This is a genomic window from Nocardiopsis sp. ATB16-24 (assembly GCF_030271535.1).
In the GTDB taxonomy this organism is placed as follows: Bacteria; Actinomycetota; Actinomycetes; order Streptosporangiales; family Streptosporangiaceae; genus Nocardiopsis.
On the sequence record NZ_JASCXJ010000005.1, the window covers coordinates 62,341 to 81,288 of the forward strand.

General features: G+C 63.3%; 16 protein-coding genes. 13 read left to right on the forward strand and 3 right to left on the reverse strand.

All coding sequences use genetic code 11. The features are described from left to right. Positions 1-386 precede the first annotated feature (386 nt). From PFX91_RS07865 to PFX91_RS07925, 13 genes are all read left to right on the forward strand, one after another. Positions 387-2,924 carry a molybdopterin-containing oxidoreductase family protein gene (locus PFX91_RS07865; RefSeq protein ID WP_285730544.1) on the forward strand — a complete coding sequence of 846 codons (2,538 nt, stop codon included), beginning with the start codon at positions 387-389 and terminating at the stop codon, positions 2,922-2,924. 658 nt (positions 2,925-3,582) lie between these two features. Then, positions 3,583-4,347 carry a transposase family protein gene (locus tag PFX91_RS07870; RefSeq protein WP_285730545.1) on the forward strand — a complete coding sequence of 255 codons (765 nt, stop codon included), beginning with the start codon at positions 3,583-3,585 and terminating at the stop codon, positions 4,345-4,347. Between the two features lie 260 nt (positions 4,348-4,607). Then, positions 4,608-5,081: a hypothetical protein gene (locus PFX91_RS07875; protein ID WP_285730546.1), complete on the forward strand. Its 474-nt coding sequence runs from the start codon at positions 4,608-4,610 to the stop codon at positions 5,079-5,081. Further along, positions 5,078-5,851, forward strand: coding sequence for an SDR family NAD(P)-dependent oxidoreductase (locus PFX91_RS07880; protein ID WP_285730547.1), 774 nt, complete (start codon positions 5,078-5,080; stop codon positions 5,849-5,851). Before PFX91_RS07875 ends, PFX91_RS07880 begins: the two co-directional genes overlap by 4 nt. 58 nt (positions 5,852-5,909) lie before the next feature. Beyond that, a complete protein-coding gene (gene aroA, locus PFX91_RS07885; protein WP_285730548.1) occupies positions 5,910-7,226 on the forward strand; it encodes a 3-phosphoshikimate 1-carboxyvinyltransferase in 1,317 nt (438 codons plus the stop codon). Beyond that, positions 7,223-8,818: a 2,3-bisphosphoglycerate-independent phosphoglycerate mutase gene (gene gpmI, locus PFX91_RS07890; RefSeq protein ID WP_285730549.1), complete on the forward strand. Its 1,596-nt coding sequence runs from the start codon at positions 7,223-7,225 to the stop codon at positions 8,816-8,818. The genes aroA and gpmI overlap by 4 nt, the downstream gene beginning before the upstream one ends. Next, on the forward strand, positions 8,815-9,957 hold the full coding sequence (aepY, locus tag PFX91_RS07895) for a phosphonopyruvate decarboxylase (RefSeq protein ID WP_285730550.1): 1,143 nt from the start codon (positions 8,815-8,817) through the stop codon (positions 9,955-9,957). The genes gpmI and aepY overlap by 4 nt, the downstream gene beginning before the upstream one ends. 50 nt (positions 9,958-10,007) lie before the next feature. Further along, the gene (locus tag PFX91_RS07900) at positions 10,008-10,913 is read left to right on the forward strand and encodes a phosphate/phosphite/phosphonate ABC transporter substrate-binding protein (RefSeq protein ID WP_285730551.1); all 906 of its coding nucleotides are present in this window, start codon (positions 10,008-10,010) and stop codon (positions 10,911-10,913) included. A 53-nt stretch (positions 10,914-10,966) separates the two neighbouring features. Beyond that, positions 10,967-11,782, forward strand: a complete 816-nt coding sequence (gene phnC, locus PFX91_RS07905) for a phosphonate ABC transporter ATP-binding protein (RefSeq protein WP_285730552.1) — start codon at positions 10,967-10,969, stop codon at positions 11,780-11,782. A 77-nt stretch (positions 11,783-11,859) separates the two neighbouring features. After that, entirely contained in the window at positions 11,860-13,509 is a 1,650-nt protein-coding gene (gene phnE / locus PFX91_RS07910) for a phosphonate ABC transporter, permease protein PhnE (RefSeq protein ID WP_285730553.1), read from the forward strand. A gap of 144 nt (positions 13,510-13,653) precedes the next feature. Next, a complete protein-coding gene (locus PFX91_RS07915; protein WP_285730554.1) occupies positions 13,654-13,941 on the forward strand; it encodes a hypothetical protein in 288 nt (95 codons plus the stop codon). 517 nt (positions 13,942-14,458) lie between these two features. After that, positions 14,459-15,334: an amino acid kinase family protein gene (locus PFX91_RS07920; protein WP_285730555.1), complete on the forward strand. Its 876-nt coding sequence runs from the start codon at positions 14,459-14,461 to the stop codon at positions 15,332-15,334. A gap of 189 nt (positions 15,335-15,523) precedes the next feature. After that, the gene (locus tag PFX91_RS07925) at positions 15,524-16,120 is read left to right on the forward strand and encodes a cupin domain-containing protein (RefSeq protein ID WP_285730556.1); all 597 of its coding nucleotides are present in this window, start codon (positions 15,524-15,526) and stop codon (positions 16,118-16,120) included. A 232-nt stretch (positions 16,121-16,352) separates the two neighbouring features. Here PFX91_RS07925 and PFX91_RS07930 read toward each other — a convergent pair whose 3' ends face one another. From PFX91_RS07930 to PFX91_RS07940, 3 genes are all read right to left on the reverse strand, one after another. Next, the gene (locus PFX91_RS07930; RefSeq protein ID WP_285730557.1) at positions 16,353-17,243 is read right to left on the reverse strand and encodes a permease; all 891 of its coding nucleotides are present in this window, start codon (positions 17,241-17,243) and stop codon (positions 16,353-16,355) included. Further along, entirely contained in the window at positions 17,236-17,643 is a 408-nt protein-coding gene (locus tag PFX91_RS07935; protein WP_285730558.1) for an ArsR/SmtB family transcription factor, read from the reverse strand. Before PFX91_RS07935 ends, PFX91_RS07930 begins: the two co-directional genes overlap by 8 nt. Positions 17,644-18,012: 369 nt before the next feature. Beyond that, positions 18,013-18,657, reverse strand: a complete 645-nt coding sequence (locus tag PFX91_RS07940; protein WP_285730559.1) for a TetR family transcriptional regulator — start codon at positions 18,655-18,657, stop codon at positions 18,013-18,015. Positions 18,658-18,948 lie beyond the last annotated feature (291 nt).

Consider the following 18,948-nt stretch of genomic DNA (forward strand, 5'->3'; position numbering starts at 1 on the left):
TCTCACCTTGGGTGACGCACCTTCGCTCTGGCTGTGACCTGCGCTCGAGCATCCGCGAAGTGGCACGGTGATCGACCTTACTTCATCCGACGCGGGATGGCGAACGCCTCATGATCCACGGGGATTATTCCAATGTCAAACAACAAGGAACAAGGTAGGTGTGAGAAATAACCGCGCGCCACGAAAGGGTTGCCCTCTGAACTGTAGGGTGACAGCCTGGTGCGGCTCCAGGACCTCCGTCTTTCCAAGGCAGATGTCGGGCAGGTTTTTGGAGTACGAGTGTGTCCTATAAAGATTTGGGCGCGATCAGTTCTTCTGGGAGAGAACTTGAAGTCTGTCCTCGTGCCTACCGCCCATGTGCCAGGCGTGGCAAAAGGAGAATCCAGATGTCATTTGAAAATCCGGGATCAAGTCGCCGTTCGTTCTTTCTTCAGAGCGGCCTGGTCGGGGGTGGTGTGGCATTGGGGTTGCAAACTTCGTCCTCCCCGTCTCCAGCATCTCTCTCTTCGGATTCAAATTTCAATCATGACGCAAAGGCAAGCAATTACGTGGTGAGTGGAGACGACTTCGATTTCACCCAGGAATCTGCGGCACTATCTCCGGAAAAGATCGTCGATACCGCATGTCAGTTCTGTAATTCTCATTGCGGTATGAAGGTATCCCTGAAATCCGGACGTGTTATTGGTATTAGTGGTGAAGAAGAGGACCATGTTCAGGATGGAAACCTTTGCGTTAAAGCGAAGATGATGCCCGAATTGGTCTACAACCATCACCGGATCACCACGCCCCTACGTCGGGTCTCAGGGCAGAAGGGCAGCAAGGACTCGCGTTTCGAACCCGTCTCGTGGGAGAAGGCGCTACGCGCCATCGCTGAGAAAATAGTGGGACTACGTGATGCAGGAGAAGCCCGCGCCATCGCCAACCGCACCACCGGGCGTATGCCCCGGGGTTCCGCAGACCTGATCGCACGTCTGTTCTCACTGCTCGGTAGCCCTAACAACACCGACGTGGGACCGGTCTGTAACGATGCCGGGGCCAATGCTCTATCCAGCACTTTCGGGCTGGGGTACTTCACTAACGGCTATGGCGTGGACGAGGCCACAGGGAAGCACGATCTCGGCTCGGCCGAGTATTTTCTGTTCCTCGGAACCAACCAGGCTGAAACCCATCCGGTCACCTTCGAGTATCTGCTGCGTGAGCGCGCCAGGACGGGAGCGAAGCTGGTCGTGGTCGATCCCAGACTCACGCCTACCGGAGCCCAAGCCGACCTGTGGGTGTCCTCGAAACCCCACACGGACCAGGCTCTGCTTCTGGCGATCCTGCACCATGTCGTGGCGCAGAATTTGTATGACAAGAATTTCATCGACCAATGGGTAGTGGGATTTGAGGAACTGCGCCGGCATCTGCTTGAACACACCTACACACCCGAATGGGCCGCCGATGTCACCGGTGTGCCCGCCCAGACCATCAAACAGATCGCTGAGGAGTATGCCGGTGCATCTCCTGCCGCCATCGTCTGTAACGCTGGCATCTCCCATCAACTCGGAGCTTTCGACACCTATCGCTGCCTGGCCTTCCTCGCTGCGATCACCGGCAATATCGGTCTACCTGGCGGTGGTTGCAACTTCATGCACAACACGTGGCCGGGAAAAATGTACCTGCCTCCGCTTGAGTCGACCGTTCCCGAGACAGCAGAGGCGCTGCCGGTAGGCCCTGATTACTTCGCCGAATCCATTCTGGAAAAAAATCCCTACCAACTCAGGGCCGTCATCACCCAGGGCAACCCACTCCTGTCATCAGCAAATACCGCGAAGGTGCGCAAGGCGTTTGAAAAGCTCGACTTCTATGTCTATACCGGCCTGTTCATGGAAGAAGCCGCTTACTTCGCCGACATTATCCTGCCGGTGTGCAGTGGTATGGAGATGGAGGGCGTCTACATGCGTCGGGACGACCGCGCGATCCGATGGCAGAACCAGGCTGTACCGCGGGTTGGCGAGTCACGTCCGGATTGGGAAATCTGGATCGACCTCGCCCATACCCTGGAAGAGGTGGACGCCAGCAGCCCCAGAGGTTACTGGGCAAACGCCTTTCCTGCTGAGTGGAAGGACTACCGAACCCTGTGGTCGCAGTTCGTGGCGCATACCCCTGGGATGAAGGGCATGGACGCCGAACGGATGAGCGCTAGAAGAGAACCCCTGCGCTGGCCCTGCCCCAGTTCCGAGCACCCTGGGGTGAGCACCCTCTACATGGATCACTCGAGCTGGTACGAAGCGGCTGAGTCCTTGGGAGAGGAAAACAAGGGAAAACGTTTCCTCACCCCTTCAGGCAAGGTTGAGATCTACACCGAGGCACTGGAAGAGGCCCTAGCAGGGGTCGGCCACTCCGCTCTGCCGATCTTCTACACCCATCCTGAGGTAACCGGCGGGCACCCGACCATCGAGTACACCAGTGCTTTCGTCACCAATCCCCTCTACCCCCACGCCAACACCGTGAAGGTTCGGCTGGGTGTTCAGGCCCGAGGTGACGTGCACAAGGACTACCCACTGATGGGTATGACCGGCAGACCCAGTGTCGTGCACTTTGCCTCGGTCACTCAGTGGACCCCCATGGGCAAACAGCTCAACGGGGTGCGCCTGATCCAGATCCATCCTCGAACAGCCCAAAGGAACGGTATCGCCGAAGGGGACGAAGTCCGCGTGGAGAGTCCCCGCGGAGCGGTCACTGGGACTGCTCTTCTCTGGGAGGGCATCCGCGAGGACACGATCTTCGTACCCAGTACCTTCGGCCCCTCGCAGGTGGTCGGTGACGTCTCAGGTGCGGATCGTTACGAGTCCGCCAATCTGCTGACCGACGACCGCTACTTTGACAATGTCTCGGGACAGCAGGCTTACAAGTGCTTCGCCTGCCGCGTCACCAAGGTGTGAACGAGAAAGCACCTGTTGTCACGTAATAAGTAGTTCTGAGCCGGGACTCCTCCCGCTCAAAGGGCTTGATTCTGCGACCTCACAAGCCATCGCCCTCTTCCGAGAGCCACTCGATCCGCGGACGCATGGTGGCTGACACCGCTCCCTGGTTCCTGGGGATGGCCGGCCTTTGTGATGGCGAGGCAGCGAATCCCGGCTGACCGCACCACGCCCTTCAGGCACCATCACTCACATGTGATCGGACCAGGTCAAGGGCTTTCCTCCTGGACTTTCGAAGTTCACTCACGAAGGAGTGACTCAAGAACGACTGAGGAATTCCTCAGTCGGACAGCGATCGGACGCATCGGTGGCGACCTGTGCAATCGCGTGTTGAGGAGGCTGGGGGTGCGACCGAGCTATGTGGCTCAAGGTCCCGCCCCCAGCCCTGGAAGCGCTCTGTATTGGAAAAACCCTCGCGGCAGGCGCCTCCTTGCTCAGCTTCCCTGGCAGGCAAGATTTCGTGACGCAATGATGGACGACACTCCACCATGAGCCTTTTTCATCCTGAAGGTGCAGGTCACAGCCTCGTACCGGTCTCCCCGAGCCTCTTCTGAACAGCAAGAAGCCCCTGGTAGGTGGGTTAACAACCACGAAAACCTGCCGCACCAAGGGGCTCTGCATGCAGTTCCACCGCTCCGCGCTGCCGTTGTCACGCCGTACCCTCAACCTGACCGCCCGCACCATCCGCGCCCATTGCGCCCGGACCGGCTCCCGGTGGCGCCGCCTGGACCCGGCCGCCCAGGCCCTGCTGGTGCTGGTCCACCTGTACAAGGGCGAGCCGTTCACCCACCTCGCGGCCGGTTTCGGCGTCGATACCACGACCGCCTGGCGGTACGTACGAGAAACCATCCGGCTCCTGGCCGAGCAGGCGCCCACCCTGGAACAGGGGCTGCGCCGCGCCCGCCGCAAAGGCTGGGCGTACGTGATCGTGGACGGCACCCTCATCGCCTGCGACCGCCTCAAAGCCGACCGCCCCTTCTATTCCGGCAAGCACAAACGGCACGGCATGAACATCCAGGTGGTGTCCGCCCCCGATGGACAACCGCTGTGGACCTCGTGGTCGCTTCCCGGTTCGGTGCACGACACCAAGGCCGCCCGGCTGTGGAAGATCGCCGAGCGCCTCAAGACCGCAGGGCTGCTCGGTCTGGGCGACAAGGGCTACATCGGGCTGGCGGACGTGGTGTTCTGCCTGTTCAAGGGTCGCGGCAAGCCGCGGTGGAAGAAGGACGCCAACGCCGAGCACGCCAAGCTCCGCTCACCGGGTGAGCGCGCGATCGCCCAGCTCAAGCAATGGGGCATCCTGCGCCGCCCACGCTGCTGCCCACAGCAGGCCGGCCAGATCACCCGCGCTGTGCTGGTGCTTCAGCTCCGAGAAGCAGGATGAAAAAGGCTCCATGAATCACCATCAAGGTGACATTGCGTAACTTTGTTGCCCTCTTGTTCTCTGTTTTCACATGAGACACAGACGACACTTTCTCTTCATGCCTCCGCGGCCAGCTCATTGACAATGCTTCTGCCGATTTATACCTTCTCTATCGCATCTTCCTTCGCCCGCTGAATTTCGACCCCAAAGGTCCCTTGACAGTCATTATGGTCATTGGATCAAATGACCTCCGCAAAAATAAATATGAAATTCGGTAATCAATGACGAGTGTCCAGAATGAAACCGGCCTGCGCCGTCAAGAAATGGTCTGCGGATTACTTGGGGTCGGTTATCCGTCCACCTGTGCGGGAAATGATCTGGATCTTTCCCACGTTCTCTCCCCTGCGGCCTCCGTGTCGATCCCGGTTCTGGGAAGCGGACTGCGAAGCGCTTTCCGCGTATCGCCGAACGGCCTCGAGCGCACCCCGAGTACGCTGATCAGCTTGTTGGGGGTGCACAACCCCACCGCGGCTCAGGCAACGTTCACCGTTATCTCGTGCTTTCCCGACGTCGCCGCGGGCAAGGCCCATTTGGCCTTCCTCGGCGGTTCGGTCGACACGTCCGGGCAGAGTAGAGCGGACCTCCGTCTTCTCCTCCAACCAGGAGCTCACGTCTGGTTGACCCAGACCACGCTACTGACTGAGGAATCGCTCTTCTCCACCACTTCTGTTCCGCAGAAGGGCGCGTACCGATGAGCCCTTCTCCGCAAAAGACTCAACCGACCGCTCTTGTCACCGGCGCCGGAAGCGGAATCGGTGCGGCCACCGCTTACCGACTGGCCGATGAGGGCTACCGTGTCGTCCTGACCGGCCGACGGGTCAGTGCCCTGGAACAGGTCGCCAAACGCATCGCAGCGAACGGGAAAGCGGCCGACGTCCAGCCCATGGACGTCACCGACCCATTGGCCATCGAGGCCGTCGTCAACGGACTGACCCGCTGCGACGTACTCGTCAACAACGCTGGCGGCGCCATCGGAACCGAAGAGGTCGCGGACGCCGCCCCCGCCGACTGGCGCACCATGTTCGAGACGAACGTCATGGGAGCGCTCGCAACCACGCAGGCCCTGCTCCCGCTCCTCATCAAGAGTGGGAACGGGACCATCGTTCTCGTCTCCTCGACCGCCGCCTTCACCGTCTACGAAGGCGGCGGGGGATACAGCGCCGCCAAACACGCCGAACACGCCCTGGCCGGAACCCTGCGCCTGGAGTTGTGCGGCCAACCCGTGCGCGTCGTCGAGATCGCCCCCGGCATGGTGCACACAGAAGAGTTCTCCCTCAACCGCTACCGAGGCGACAAAGACCGCGCGGCAGCCGTCTACGCGGGAGTCGACCAACCCCTCAAAGCCGAGGACATCGCTGACGCCGTGGCCTGGACAGTCACCCGTCCCGCACATGTGAACGTCGACTTCCTCGTCGTGCGACCCCGAGCCCAAGCCGCGCAGCACAAGGTTCACCGGCGGAACTGACACCCCGCCAACCCGTACCAAGCATCAACCTCACCCCGACTCAAGGATGGACACCGCTGTGGCACGTTCGACCCACAATCCGATCATGGACCTCCCCGAGGTCGGCATAACCCCCCTCAAAGACCTCGACGCCACGGTCACCGTCGTCGGTTCCAAGAGCTACACCAATCGGTTCCTGGCGATCGCGGGACTGGCCTCGGAGCCGACCATCCTTCGTCATGCGCTGCACTCCCAGGACACCCTGCTCCTGGCCGAGGCCCTGCGTGCTTTCGGACACGTGGACGTCGAAGCCGACGCGGATAACGAGACGTTCTTCGTGGTCCCCAACGGCCGTCCCATGCGCGCACCCGACACCGCCATCGACATGGGAAACGCGGGTACGCCGATCCGCTTCCTGATCACCATGGCGGCCCTGGCGGAAGGCCGCACGGTCCTGACCGGGAACAAGCGCATGTGCGAACGGCCCATGGGACATCTCCTCGAAGCGCTCGACAAACTCGGCGTCGAGGCCCAGAGCACGGCGGGCAACGGTTCTCCGCCGATCGAGGTTAGCGGCGGTACCCTACGCGGCGGCTCCACCCGCGTCGACGGCACCGTGAGCAGCCAGTTCACCAGTAGCCTGCTCATCGGCTCGGTCGGAACGGAACTGGGCCTCGAACTCGCTGTGGACGGGGATCCCGTCTCCAAGCCCTACGTCGACATGACGATCGCCGCGATGGCCACCGCTGGGGTCCCCCTCTGGCGGTCAGGGTACGAGCGCTACGCCGTGCCAGGTGCCGCGCGCTACCGCGGGGGCGACATCACGGTGGAGTCCGACGCCTCCGGCATGTCCTACTTCCTCGCCGCGGCCGCGATCACCGGCGGGAGGGTCACCATCCCAGGGATCAGTCTGGACTCCGCACAGGGAGACGTCGGCCTGGTCACCGCCTTCGCCGACATGGGGTGCGCCGATCTCTCCGACACCACCGGTATCACGCTGACGGGCGGACCGCTCACCGGGATCGACATCGACATGTCAAACATGCCCGACGTCGCCCCGACCCTGGCCGTCGTCGCCGCCTACGCCCGCGGAACGACCCACATCACCGGAATCGGCAACCTGCGCGTCAAGGAGTGCGACCGGATCGACGCGGTCAGTACCGAACTCCGCAAGATGGGCGTCTCCGTCGACACCACCGAGGACACGATGACGATCCACGGCGGCAAGGAACCTCAGGGGGCGGTTATCGACACCTACGACGACCACCGGATCGCCATGGCCTTCGCCATCGCCGGCCTACGCACTCCGGGCGTCGTCATTCGCGACCCCGCGTGCGTGACCAAGTCTTTCCCCGACTTCTGGGACCGCTTCGAGGCCCTGCGAGGCGACCGGTGACCACCCTCGCACCGGGCGTCCTCCTGGTCCTCGACGGCTGGGGGCACGCACCTCCCAGCCCCGCGAACGCCCTCACCGCAGCTCGCACTCCGCTCCTCGACACCCTCTCCGCCGGACCCAACGGACGACTTCTCGACGCCTCGGGGAACTCGGTCGGCCTTCCCGAGGGAACCGTGGGCAATTCGGAGACCGGCCACCTGGTCATGGGTGCGGGCCGTGCCGTGGAGTACGACAGTCTGCGCGTTGAGCGGGATGTGCGCTCAGGCGATCTGCGATCCCACCCGTTGGTGCGTGACACATGTGCTGCGCTGGCACGGAGCGGGAGAACCCTCCACCTGGTGGGGCTGTGCTCCGACGGGCGGATCCACTCCGACATCGCCCACCTTCCGGAGATCCTGCGGGCGGCCTGGGAGGCCGCGCTGTACCGGGTCCAGATCTGGGTGATCACCGATGGTCGTGACGTGGCCGACGGCACAGCCGCGCAGTACCTGTCCCGGCTCGCCGCCATGACCGAGGAACGGGGGATCGGTTCGATCTCCGGAGTGGTCGGACGCGACTACGCGATGGACAAGAGCGGAAAGGAGCATCTGACGTCCGCGGCTGCTCGGCTCCTTCTGGATGGTGAGGCGGAGCACACCGTCGCTACCCCCCAGGAAGCGGTACATCCTTCCGGTGGCGATGGAGCGATCCCACCTACGGCCATCACCGGCCTCTCGGGGCACCGCGCACGCGTTGAGGACGGCGACGGCATCCTGTTCACCAACTTCCGCAGCGACCGCACGGCGCCGCTGGCAGACATGGTCGTGGACCTCCTCGCCGCGAGCGGCCGGGACCAGGTGCGTTTGCTGAGCCTGGCCCAGTACGACACCCGCACCGCGATCCCCGCACTCGTCTCCCGGGCGGACGCCTCAGGAGGGCTTGGCGATGTGCTCGAAGAGGCCGGCGCACGGTCGCTGCGCGTCGCGGAGCCGGAGAAGTTCGAGCACGTCACTTTCTTCCTCAACGGGCGGGATTCCCGGCCAAGGAAAGGAGAGGAGCATCTCAAGATCACCGGCGCCCCAGACGGACCGGTCCACGAACACCCGGAGATGAATGCTGCGGGCGTGGCCAACGCCATCGCCGAAGCGTGCGGACGCGACGACATCGACCTCATCGTGGCCAACCTCGCCAACATCGACGTGGTCGGCCACACCGGAAATTTCGACGCGACCCGGCGCGCGGCCGAGGCCGTCGACACAGCGGTGTCGCGTATCCACGCAGCAGCACGAGCCGCAGACCGGTGGATGCTGATCGTCGGCGACCACGGTAACGCCGAGCAGATGCTGCGGTCCTCCGGAAACAAGGACGAGGCCGTCCCCTACGGGGGACACACGCACAATCCCGTGCACTGCGTCTTGGTCCCGGCGGGCACACGCGGCGATGCCGCCTTATCCACGGCTCCGGCGGCGATCACCAGCATTGCCCCGACCGTCCTTGGCCTACTCGGACTCCCCGTCCCTTCGTCGATGACCGCTCCCTCGCTTCTGCGAGAGCCCACCCTCGACCCGGCGACGCCGGGCCTGACCGGAGCCGCCCAGGAAGGACAGCGATGATTTCCGCCGCATTCTTCTGCGACGAACTGGAGCGGCACGGTTTCGGCTTCGCCAGCGGCGTCCCCTGCTCGTACTTCGGTGGACCGATCTCTCTGCTGAGTCGCACGCCGGGCCGCTACGTCGCCGCGGCCAACGAGGGTAATGCGCTTGCCACGGCCGCCGGCGCCGCGTTGGCCGGTGAGCGTGCCTACATCATGTTGCAGAATTCGGGACTCGGTAACCTCATCAACCCCCTGACCTCGCTGATCATGACCTACCGGATCCCGGTGCTCACCTTCGTCAGCCTGCGGGGCTGGCCTGACCCAGCCGGCGACGAGCCCCAGCACGCCGTCATGGGACCGACCACCACCCCTTACCTGGATCTCCTGGGCCTGCCGTACTGGATACTGCGCGCGGACGCCGATGAAGCGCGTTTCCAGGAGGTCCTGGAAGCCGTGACAACGACACTGGACGAAGGGCATGCGCCGTTCGTACTCGTAGAGAAGCACGCGGTTGATGCTGCGGCACCGGTCCGTGGGGTCGCACGCGAACATGCGGGCACCGACCGGATGGACAGCGTCGACGCCGTCCGCCTGATCACCAAGCTCCTCGGTGACGCCCCGGTGGTCGCGACCACCGGCTACACCGGACGCGAGCTGTTCGGAGTCGAGGACCGGCCGGCCAACTTCTACATGCAGGGCTCCATGGGGCACGCGTCCTCGATCGCTTTGGGCATCGCCCTCAACCGGCCCGACCGCCCCGTCGTAGTTCTCGACGGCGACGGCGCCGCGCTCATGCACCTGGGGGCGCTGTCGGTGATCGGTGCCCAGGCACCGCCCAACCTCGTCCATATTGTGCTGGACAACGGTATCCACGAATCGACCGGCGGCCAGGGCACGACATCAAACACCACCGGTCTGGAAAAGGTGGCTGCGGCGGCTGGATACGCCGACGCCAGGCGATGCGCCACCCCTGAGCAACTCCACACGGGTGTCACCGCCGCGCTGTCCTCGCCGGGACCGCACATGCTCGTCGTGCCGACCCGTGCGCGCCGCGGTCCCATGCCTCCGCGCGCGACCAGTACTCACCCCCCTGAGGTCATGCGGGGTCGTTTCACGGCCGCGACGCGTAGATCCTCCTCGAACGCTGTGTACGACTGACACAGCCCATCCCCCAGAAAACTCCCCCTCTGACCGGAAGGGCTTGCACTATGCCTGGAAAGCTCTCCAGAACGACCGTGCTCTGCGCTGTGGCCGTCACCATCGCGCTGGTGACCGCTTGTGGCGGCGCCTCAAGTGACGAAAGCGCCTCCGAACCCGACACACTCGTCATGGGTTTGATCCCGAACGAGAACGCCGCTTCCTTGAACGCCTCATACGAGCCGCTCGTAGACCTGATCGCCGGCGCCTCCGGTAAGGAGGTCGATCTACAGGTCATGACGAACTATGCCGCGCTCATCGAGGCCCAACGCGCGGGCACCGTTCACATCGCCATGTACGGACCGTTCAGTTACGTCCTGGCGAGGGACTCGGGGGTCGACATCTCCCCGATCGCGGCCGAACTCTACGAGAAGGACGGTAGCCCCAGCTACCACTCCTACATGGTCACCCGAGCCGATAGCGGAATCAGCGAACTCGCCGATCTGCGGGAAAAGACGGTCTGCTTCGTCGATCCCAACTCCACCTCTGGTCGCCTCTACCCGCTGGCCGGACTGATGAAGGCTGGTCTGAGCGAGGGTGACTACACCGAGAGGTTCTCTGGCGGGCACGACGCCTCCCTCCTGGCGGTCCGAGACGGAGAATGCGACGCGGGAGCCATCCGTGACCTGCTGTACAACGAAGTCCTGCCGGAGCAGGAAGGCATCGATCACGACGACTACACCGTCATCTGGACGTCCGAACCGGTCGTCAATTCCCCTCTGGCCATCCTCAACTCCCTGGATCCCGAACTTCGCGACGCGATCACTGAAGCGGTGCTGGAGCGGGGGAACGCCGACGCACTCGGAGTCGATGACATCGCTGGCTACTGGGGGTTCACGGAGGCCGACGACTCACTCTATGACCCCATCCGCGAGATCTGCCAGATCACCGAGGCCGAAGCCTGCGAGGCGGGATAGCGCACATGCGCACCCGCATCTTCATCCACCCCCACGGACGATTCGAGGTTCACATGGTAGATCAAGCGGTGTTCGACGATGTCGGTCGTGGGCCAGTCGTCTCACTGACACAGGTGACGAAGGAGTTCGACGGGGGAGTGACCGCGTTACGCGGAGTCGAGTTCGATGTCCCAAGAGGGCAGATCCTGGCGTTGTTAGGCCGTTCCGGTTCGGGGAAGTCCACCCTGCTCAGGCATATCTGCTGTCTGCACAGGCCGACCAGTGGAAGCCTGCGAGTGCTGGGCACCGATGTGGCGCGAGCACGTCGGTCTCAGCTGCGTCAGATCCGCCGCAGAACCGGTTTCGTTTTCCAACAATTCAACCTTGTCGGACAGTTGAGCGTGTTGGAGAACGTCTGTAGTGGCGCGCTCGGGCGACTGGTGGGCCCTCGACTCGGCCTGTTCTCCTACTCACGCGCCCTGCGTCTGGAAGCGCTGGAGCACCTCGACCGGGTCGGTATGGCCGGTCATGCGTTCCAGCGCACCAGTACCCTCTCGGGGGGCCAGCAGCAGCGTGTGGCCATCGCACGAGCGCTGATGCAGCACCCGGTCATTCTCCTCGCCGACGAACCCGTCGCCTCGTTGGATCCGGACAGCGCCGACACGGTCATGCGGCTGCTGCGCGAGATCGCGCGGGAAAGATCGCTGACGGTCATCGGTAGTCTGCACCAGGTCGAGCTGGCCCTGGGGTGGGCGGACCGGGTCATCGGGCTCCGCGATGGCGAGGTCATGCTGGACGCTTCTACCACCATCCTGGACACCACGACCGCGATGAGTGTCTACAACACCGTGCCTGGGACGGAACCGGTGGCATTGGACGTCACAGGATGATCGCACCGCCGCCGGTACGCCCACCCGTTCGTCGGTCTCTCCCGAGGGCCCCGCAGCGTCCTCCGAGGAGTACCGGGGTGGTCGTCGGATTCCTCTGCCTGTTCGTCGGTGCCGGAATCTGGTCGCTGAGCTCCCTTGGAGTGAACATCGCGGCCCTGGTCCAGGGGGTCTCCAACGCCGAAATATTCATACGGCGGACTTGGCCCTTGTCCCTCCCCAGCGCCGAGGAAGTACTTCAGCAGACCGGCATCACACTGAGCACTGTCCTCCTGGCCACACTGCTCTCTATCGCGCTCAGCCTTCCGTTGGCGGTGTGGGCGTCATCTGTGACGACCCCGAGTAAGCTGCACCGGTTCACGTCACGCGGAGTGATCGTGGCCGCCCGCGCCGTTCCCGATGTCGTCCTCGCCATCCTCTTCGTTCGACTGTTCGGCCTGGGGGTGCTCCCGGGCATCCTCGCCATGGGTCTGCACTCGATTGGAATGGTGGGCAAGCTTTACGCCGACGCGATCGAACAGACATCGCCTGGTCCTCGGGAAGCCCTGAACAGTATCGGTGCCACCCGCACCCAGCGGCTCCTCACCGCGGTCGTTCCCCAGGTCCTGCCGGCGTTCATCGCTATCGGGCTTCACCGCTTCGACATCAACCTGCGGGTGTCGGCCGTCCTCGGAGTCGTGGGCGTGGCGGGCATCGGTTTCGAGATGACGAACGCGTTCGCACGCCTTGACTTCGGGCTCGGGATCTCCTGGGCACTGATCCTGTTGCTGCTGTGCCTGCTGACCGAGATGGTGTCCGCTTCGATCCGCAGGGTCCTCCTGCGCGGATCCGGGGAGGGCGAATCCGGTGCTCATCGCTTTCGCACCCGGTTGTTCCGTGGACGCCGCCCCTCTGGCACGGACGTGCCGCTGACACCACCCCTCACGGCCTCACCGTTGGGAACGGCACGACGGGTCTCTCCCCCCTTCAGCTTCGCCCGGGCGCGCCGTTGGGTGTACACCGTCATCGTCGCCGCCGCCGTGGGGGCGTCCCTGTTCGGTGGCGGTGCACTGGAGGCCAGGGTCTCGGCCGGTTGGGCGGGCTTCTTCACGACCTTGGGGCTGTTCTGGCCGCCCGGGGACGCGGGCATGTTGGACCGGCTGCTGCTCGCCCTTGTGGAGACCGTCCAGATCGGCCTGGCTGCTACTTTCCTGGGGGCACTGCTGGCGGTACCTGTCGGAACACTTGCCGCCCGGAACATCTCGGGAAATCGGGCAGTGCACGGGGCTTTCCGAGGATTCGTCCTCGTGGTCCGCGGACTGCCGGAACTGATCGTGGCCATTGTGTTCGTCGTGGTGATCGGACTGGGGCCGGTGGCAGGGGTGCTCGCGCTGGCGCTGGGGTCGGTCGGTCTCCTCGGAAAACTCGTCGCCGATTCTCTTGAAGAGGTTGACGCCGGACCACTGGAAGCGATGTCCGCGCTCGGCTCCTCCAGGACCCAGCGCTACTTCACAGCGGTCCTTCCCCAAGCGGCCCCCGCGCTCATCGGCGGGCTCTTGTACCAACTCGACGTGAACATCCGGTCCGCGACCCTGCTCGGGCTCGTCGGAGCCGGCGGGGTGGGCTTCTACCTCCTGCAGGCAACGCAGACGCGTGAATACGAGGTCATCACCTTGATCACGCTCATGACATTCACGGTGGTCTTCGCTCTTGAACTGGTCAGCATGCTCCTGAGGCGTTTGGTCCGCTGAGGCCACCAAAGATTGACCAACTCTCGTGGTTGACACCAGCTTTGGCTGTTGTTATTAATGGAGGGGAGAAAGACGTTTCCTGTCCCAGAGGTCCATCACGACGCCTCGTAGGCCGGAGGGAATCCATCCAGGAACCATCCTGACGTGGACTTCCGTGTGCCGGGGTCCTTCCCGGGCTCCTGTCCCAACGGCCACCCGAAGAGCGGGGCATCGATTTCCATCTGCGAACACCAGCGGTTCGTCAGAACGAAAACAGATTGGAGGCCAAACATGGCCGGAGGACTCTTCAAGAAGCTCATCGGTGGTGGCTCCCAGCAAGAGCTGAACAGCTGCTGCGGCGCAGTGAGCGTCACCGAGGAAGAAGACGAGACGCCTCAGGCGGAGACCCCGGCGAAGGTCGACGTGAGGGCTGAGGAAACCTCCTCCCGCTAGGTCGACAATCCCAAAGAGCTCCCCGGGGACTCGTATCAAGGTTTCCCCGGAAACAATATCGACCAACAGAAAAACAGCCTGTATCGATCAAAAGATCGGTACAGGCTGTTTTTTGCCAGATGCGACGCACAAACCATTTCGGTGCTGACGTCATCAACCCCAGGTGCTTGCCTATGGGTGCTCCCACGTGCAGAAACTCTTCCTTGATCGTATTGAAAGGGCTGATCGGCACACATCAGAGGAAAGCATGTGTCACACCCTCTGGACATGTCTGACATGTTGCCTCTAGGGTTCATCTCAGTCGAACAGTTGCTGTTTCGAAATCGTAGGATCGCCACCGAAGGGCGATCTGAGAACCGACACCCCGCCGTCCTCCCCGTCGGCCGAGAGCACGTCGTAGATATTTCAGGAGACGTGCATTCGGAGTTCATGTTCGCACTTCACTCAGCAGGGCGCAGGGCCGCCCTACTGCAGACGCGAACCTGTCTACCCTGCAGGAAAGTGGAGAACGATCACAGTGAGCGTCATCCCCGCGATCGACAAGCGACTCGGCAGAGAACGTCCAGCTCCCCATGAGGGCTCGCAGAAGACAACCCTCCTCGCCCTCAAGATCGGCGGAAGCCTCTTCTCCGACAAGAGCGTTGAGAACAGTCTCGACATGTCAGCGATAGCGGATTACGCTCGAATGATTTCCGGGCTCTTCCACGAGCATCGCGGACGTCTCGTCTTCATCACCGGTGGTGGGGCCGTGGGGCACGGAGCACTCCGCGGAAACGACGACGCTGACCCGTTCGGATGCATCCCTCTCACCAAAGCGCTCGCGGATGTCCGCTGGGCGTGGACGGAAGCCCTGCGGCGCCAGGGTGTCCGGGCGCTTCCTCTCCAACTCGGCGCGATGTCGGTTCTGGAGGACGACGGATCGTTCTCTGCGCGTGGCGACGTCCTGGCTAAGGTGCTCGACTCCGGTGCTCTTCCGGTCCTGTCCGGCGACAGCGTCCTGGACATGGACGGCCGGCTCCACGGCCTCTCCAGCGACCGAGTGCCGGAGTTTCTCATCCGGGCACTGGGAGCCGACTTGCGGGTGGTCAGCCTGACGGATGTCCCCGGGATCCTGTTGGACGGCCCCAACGGCAAGAACGTTCTGCCCCATGTCGATCCGGCCTTCCCCGAGCGCGCCTACTCAGCGCTGTGGGCGAAGAGCCCGTGGGACTCGACCGGGGCGCTCAAGACGAAACTCGACGCGCTTTTGGCCTGCGCTTCGGCTGGAGCCGAATGCTTCATCATGCGCGGATCGGCGCAGGACACGGACTACGACCACCTGTTCAGGCCCTTCAGCGACTGGCCAGACGGCGTCTCGTGCACGCGTATCTCGTCCCTCTCGGCCACGACCTGAGCCGTTGTACGGCGCGGAGCCCTCACGACCTCACGGTGCGAACCCGCACCGTGAACCGCGAAGGGGAGAAGGAGGTGCCAGTGCCACCCGGTCCCACCCGGCAGACCCGCCACCAGGTGTGTCAGCCGAATCACCGCTCAGTTTCCTTTGCCGCTTCGCCACTACCGAATCACCGAAGGAGAAAGAGAAATGGCAGCAACTCCTGCCCTTGAAGAAACCTACGGTCAGAAGATCAAGGACCGCCGCGAGCACATCAAGATGGACCGAGGGTCCTTCGCGAAGATGCTGGGTCTGAGCGTCGACGACGTCGTCGCCATGGAGGAGAAGGACAGCGGCGAGCTGACCCTCGAGAAGCTGACCCAGATCGCCGGCATCCTGGGGACCTCCACTTCAGAGCTCACCCCCGAGTTCGTCACCGACCTCGACGAGGGCGTCCGCGTTCAGATGCCGAGTGACAACCCGGTGGTCGAGGGCATGCGGGCCGGTACCGAGTACTACACCTACAACTGCCTGGTGCGTACCCGGACCCTGCCCAAGCTCGTCCCGCTCCTTCTCGAGGTCAACGTCGACGACCCGGACAAGGCGGCGTTCAACAGCGGCCACGACGCCCACGAGGTCATCTTCTGCATGGAAGGTGACATCCACCTCAAGTGGGGTGACCCGGCCAACCCCAAGGAGGCGACGATCCCGCAGGGCGGCAGCTTCTACATCGCCCCGAACGTCCCCCACACCCTGACCGCGACCAAGGGCTCCGGCCCGGCCAAGGTCGTCTCGGTCAACTTCTGATCCTCCACGGATCGGACTCCGGCCCGGTGGTCCCGTCCCGCGACGGGGCCACCGGCTCTTTGCTCTCCCCGCGGTCGAACCCACCGCGCACCGCCTCCGTACCGACAGGAACAGCGCACCGATGACCTCCCGTTGCAGGGAACCGATCACTGTCCGACCCTCGGAACGACGATTACGGCTCCTCCCACGGTCGTCGACCGGAGAGGAACCGCAGGTGTGGGAACGGAGCGAATCAGACCAGGAGGGGGATGAGAAGACCACCGGCGATAGCGACCGCCAGAATGCAGGCAACGTAGGCGCCGACCAACCGCGGTTTGAAGATCGCGGCCAGCATGGCCAGTTCGGGGACGCTAGCTCCGGCTCCGCCGATGATGAGGGCGAACACCGGGCCCAACCCCATTCCGGCCGCCTGCAGGGCGAGGCCGATGGGGAGGGCAGCCTCGGTGCGAACGTAGAGGGGGATGCCGATGAGTGCGGCGACCGGCACGGCGAACAGGTTGTCGGGACCCGCGACGGAGGCAAGGAAGGTCTGGGGGACCACACCGTAGATGAAGGCACCGATCGACACACCGATCAGCATCGGAATCGCCAGCGGTTTGAAGAACGACACTGCCTGATTCCAGGCGGGACGGGCCTCGGCCTTGAGGCCCTGCCAGGGAGTATCGCTGTGTCCCTCCGCAGTGACCTTGACCCGACGAACGTACTTCTCCATCCCCAACACCTCCAGGAGGAGAGAGAGCACGATCGTGCCGACGAAGACCACCAGGAAGTAGCCGATCATGATCTGCCAGCTGAAGAGGATCCAGGTGATGCCGAGAATAATCGGATTCAACAGGGGAGATGCGAGCAGGAACGCAGCCGCCCCTCGGAAGGGTGCCCCGACCTTCAGCAGGCCCATAAGCATCGGAAGCGTGGAGCACGAGCAGAAGGGGGTGAGCGCACCGAGAACGGCCCCTTTCAGAGGGGCCATCAGCTTTCCTCCCGCCAGCCAGCGCTGCAGCCTCTCCTCACCCAACCGACGCTGTAAAAGGGCGACGATAAAGGCAACCGCGAAGAAGAGCAGGACCAGCTCAATCGCGATCGTTCCGAACGTCTTGATCGTCTCGATCCAGTTTTCAGACATCTGTTGGTTCCTCTGGGGGGTTAGTCGCTTCGTCGTCTTTTTCGCTGAGGCAGCAGGCCTTGGCGCCTTCGGGGGTCAGCGCCGCGAGCGAGGCAAGCCAGCGGACCGGCATTCCCAACTCTTCGCAGCAGAGCGCATACACGTTGGACCGGCCACGGGGCATGACCTTGACGAGTTCCTGCTCACGCAGGGGGCGCAGGTGGTGACTGATGAGGGTCTGGCTGAGTCCGGTGGCTTCCTGGAGCTCCTTGACGGTGTGAGGACGCTCGGCGAGGAGAAGGCACAGAATCGTGCGGTTCTCGTCTGCCAGCGCCTTCAGTTTGGGAACGAGCAGACGCGCCCGCTCCCAGTTCGACAGCTCTTCGTTTTCGAGCAACCGGATGTCCAGTTCCTTCGACATGACCCTACTCCTATCAACAGTAATTATCCATGTCAACAGCTTTCGCTGTTGCGACCTTCGGTGGCGCCTTGCCAGCGGGGAGAAAAGCACCGACATCTCCCTGGTCAGGGCGCCGTTGCGGCATCACCCATGATCTCATCAGCGAGAACTGTTGCCATCAGCGAACCCGTTCTGCCGGGTAAACGCCCACGGGCCTCGGTCCCTGCCCGAACAGCCAGTAGTCGGGCGTCGAGTCGACCTCGAAGGAAAGCGGGCCAAGGGAGGACACCAGGAGGAGGAAATCGGGTCCAGCGCTCGAGAGGCATGGTGTTTCGTACCAGGAGCGCGGAGTATCGGGCACCTTCGGTTCAGGTCTGCCCAACGGGACAATCAACTTCCTGGAGCGACCGTAGTCCCCGGTCCATCCTTACCGCCTCTTGGTACTCGGGCCAGGGCAGGGAGAACCATCCGCCAGATCTCAGGAAGCCCGCTGCGAACATCATCCGCGCCGGTTTCCGACTGCTCGAGAAGCTCCCGTACCATCACCGCCTCGGCACCGGTGGTCAGGAGCTCCACCAGTTCCATGACGGCCTCGGGGTCGGTTCCCGCAGCAAGCGAGCCGCGCCGCCACGCCTCGTCCACTAGGGACTCCACTGTTGGGATCCAGGAGCTTCGCCATCGTGGCCGGGCCTCTGTCCACTCGCGAGAGAGCCGCGCCGCCGCCCGTACCACGGCCTCCTCACGTAGGAGTTCGGTAAGGATCCGTAGGACGGCATCGAGCCCACTCCAGGGGGAATCGACGCTCTGTGTCGCGTGCTGCACCGCACATCGCGTGACGCCGGCCCCCCATTCGCATACGGCTTCGGCTAACGCTGCCTTGGACGGAAAGTGGAAGGTCAGCGCTCCTATAGTCACGCCAGCCCGGCTACTGACCCGATTCAGAGTTGTGCCAGCGTACCCGGAACGAACTAACTCCACGCCCGCGGCCTGTATGAGAAGAACCCGCGTCCGCTCCGACCGCTCCTGCCTCGCCATGATCCTGCCTTCCGAGATCGATATTGATCATGATCAGTGGGCACACGTGTCCACTACCTGCGTCAAGGACCACTGGCGCGACTATTCGCATCTGCCTCGGTACCATCCTCAGGAACGTACGGTGCCAGACATCCCAGAAAAACAGAGCAAGTTATCTGTTGCCGATTGAAAACAGAGAGAATACTCTTTATTCTTAGTCTCCGTGAGTACTCACCTCAGCACTGGCCCGACGCCCCATGCATGTCGGCACGTCCTCGTGCTTTTCCCCTGCCCGGCTCGACCACGGCCTCC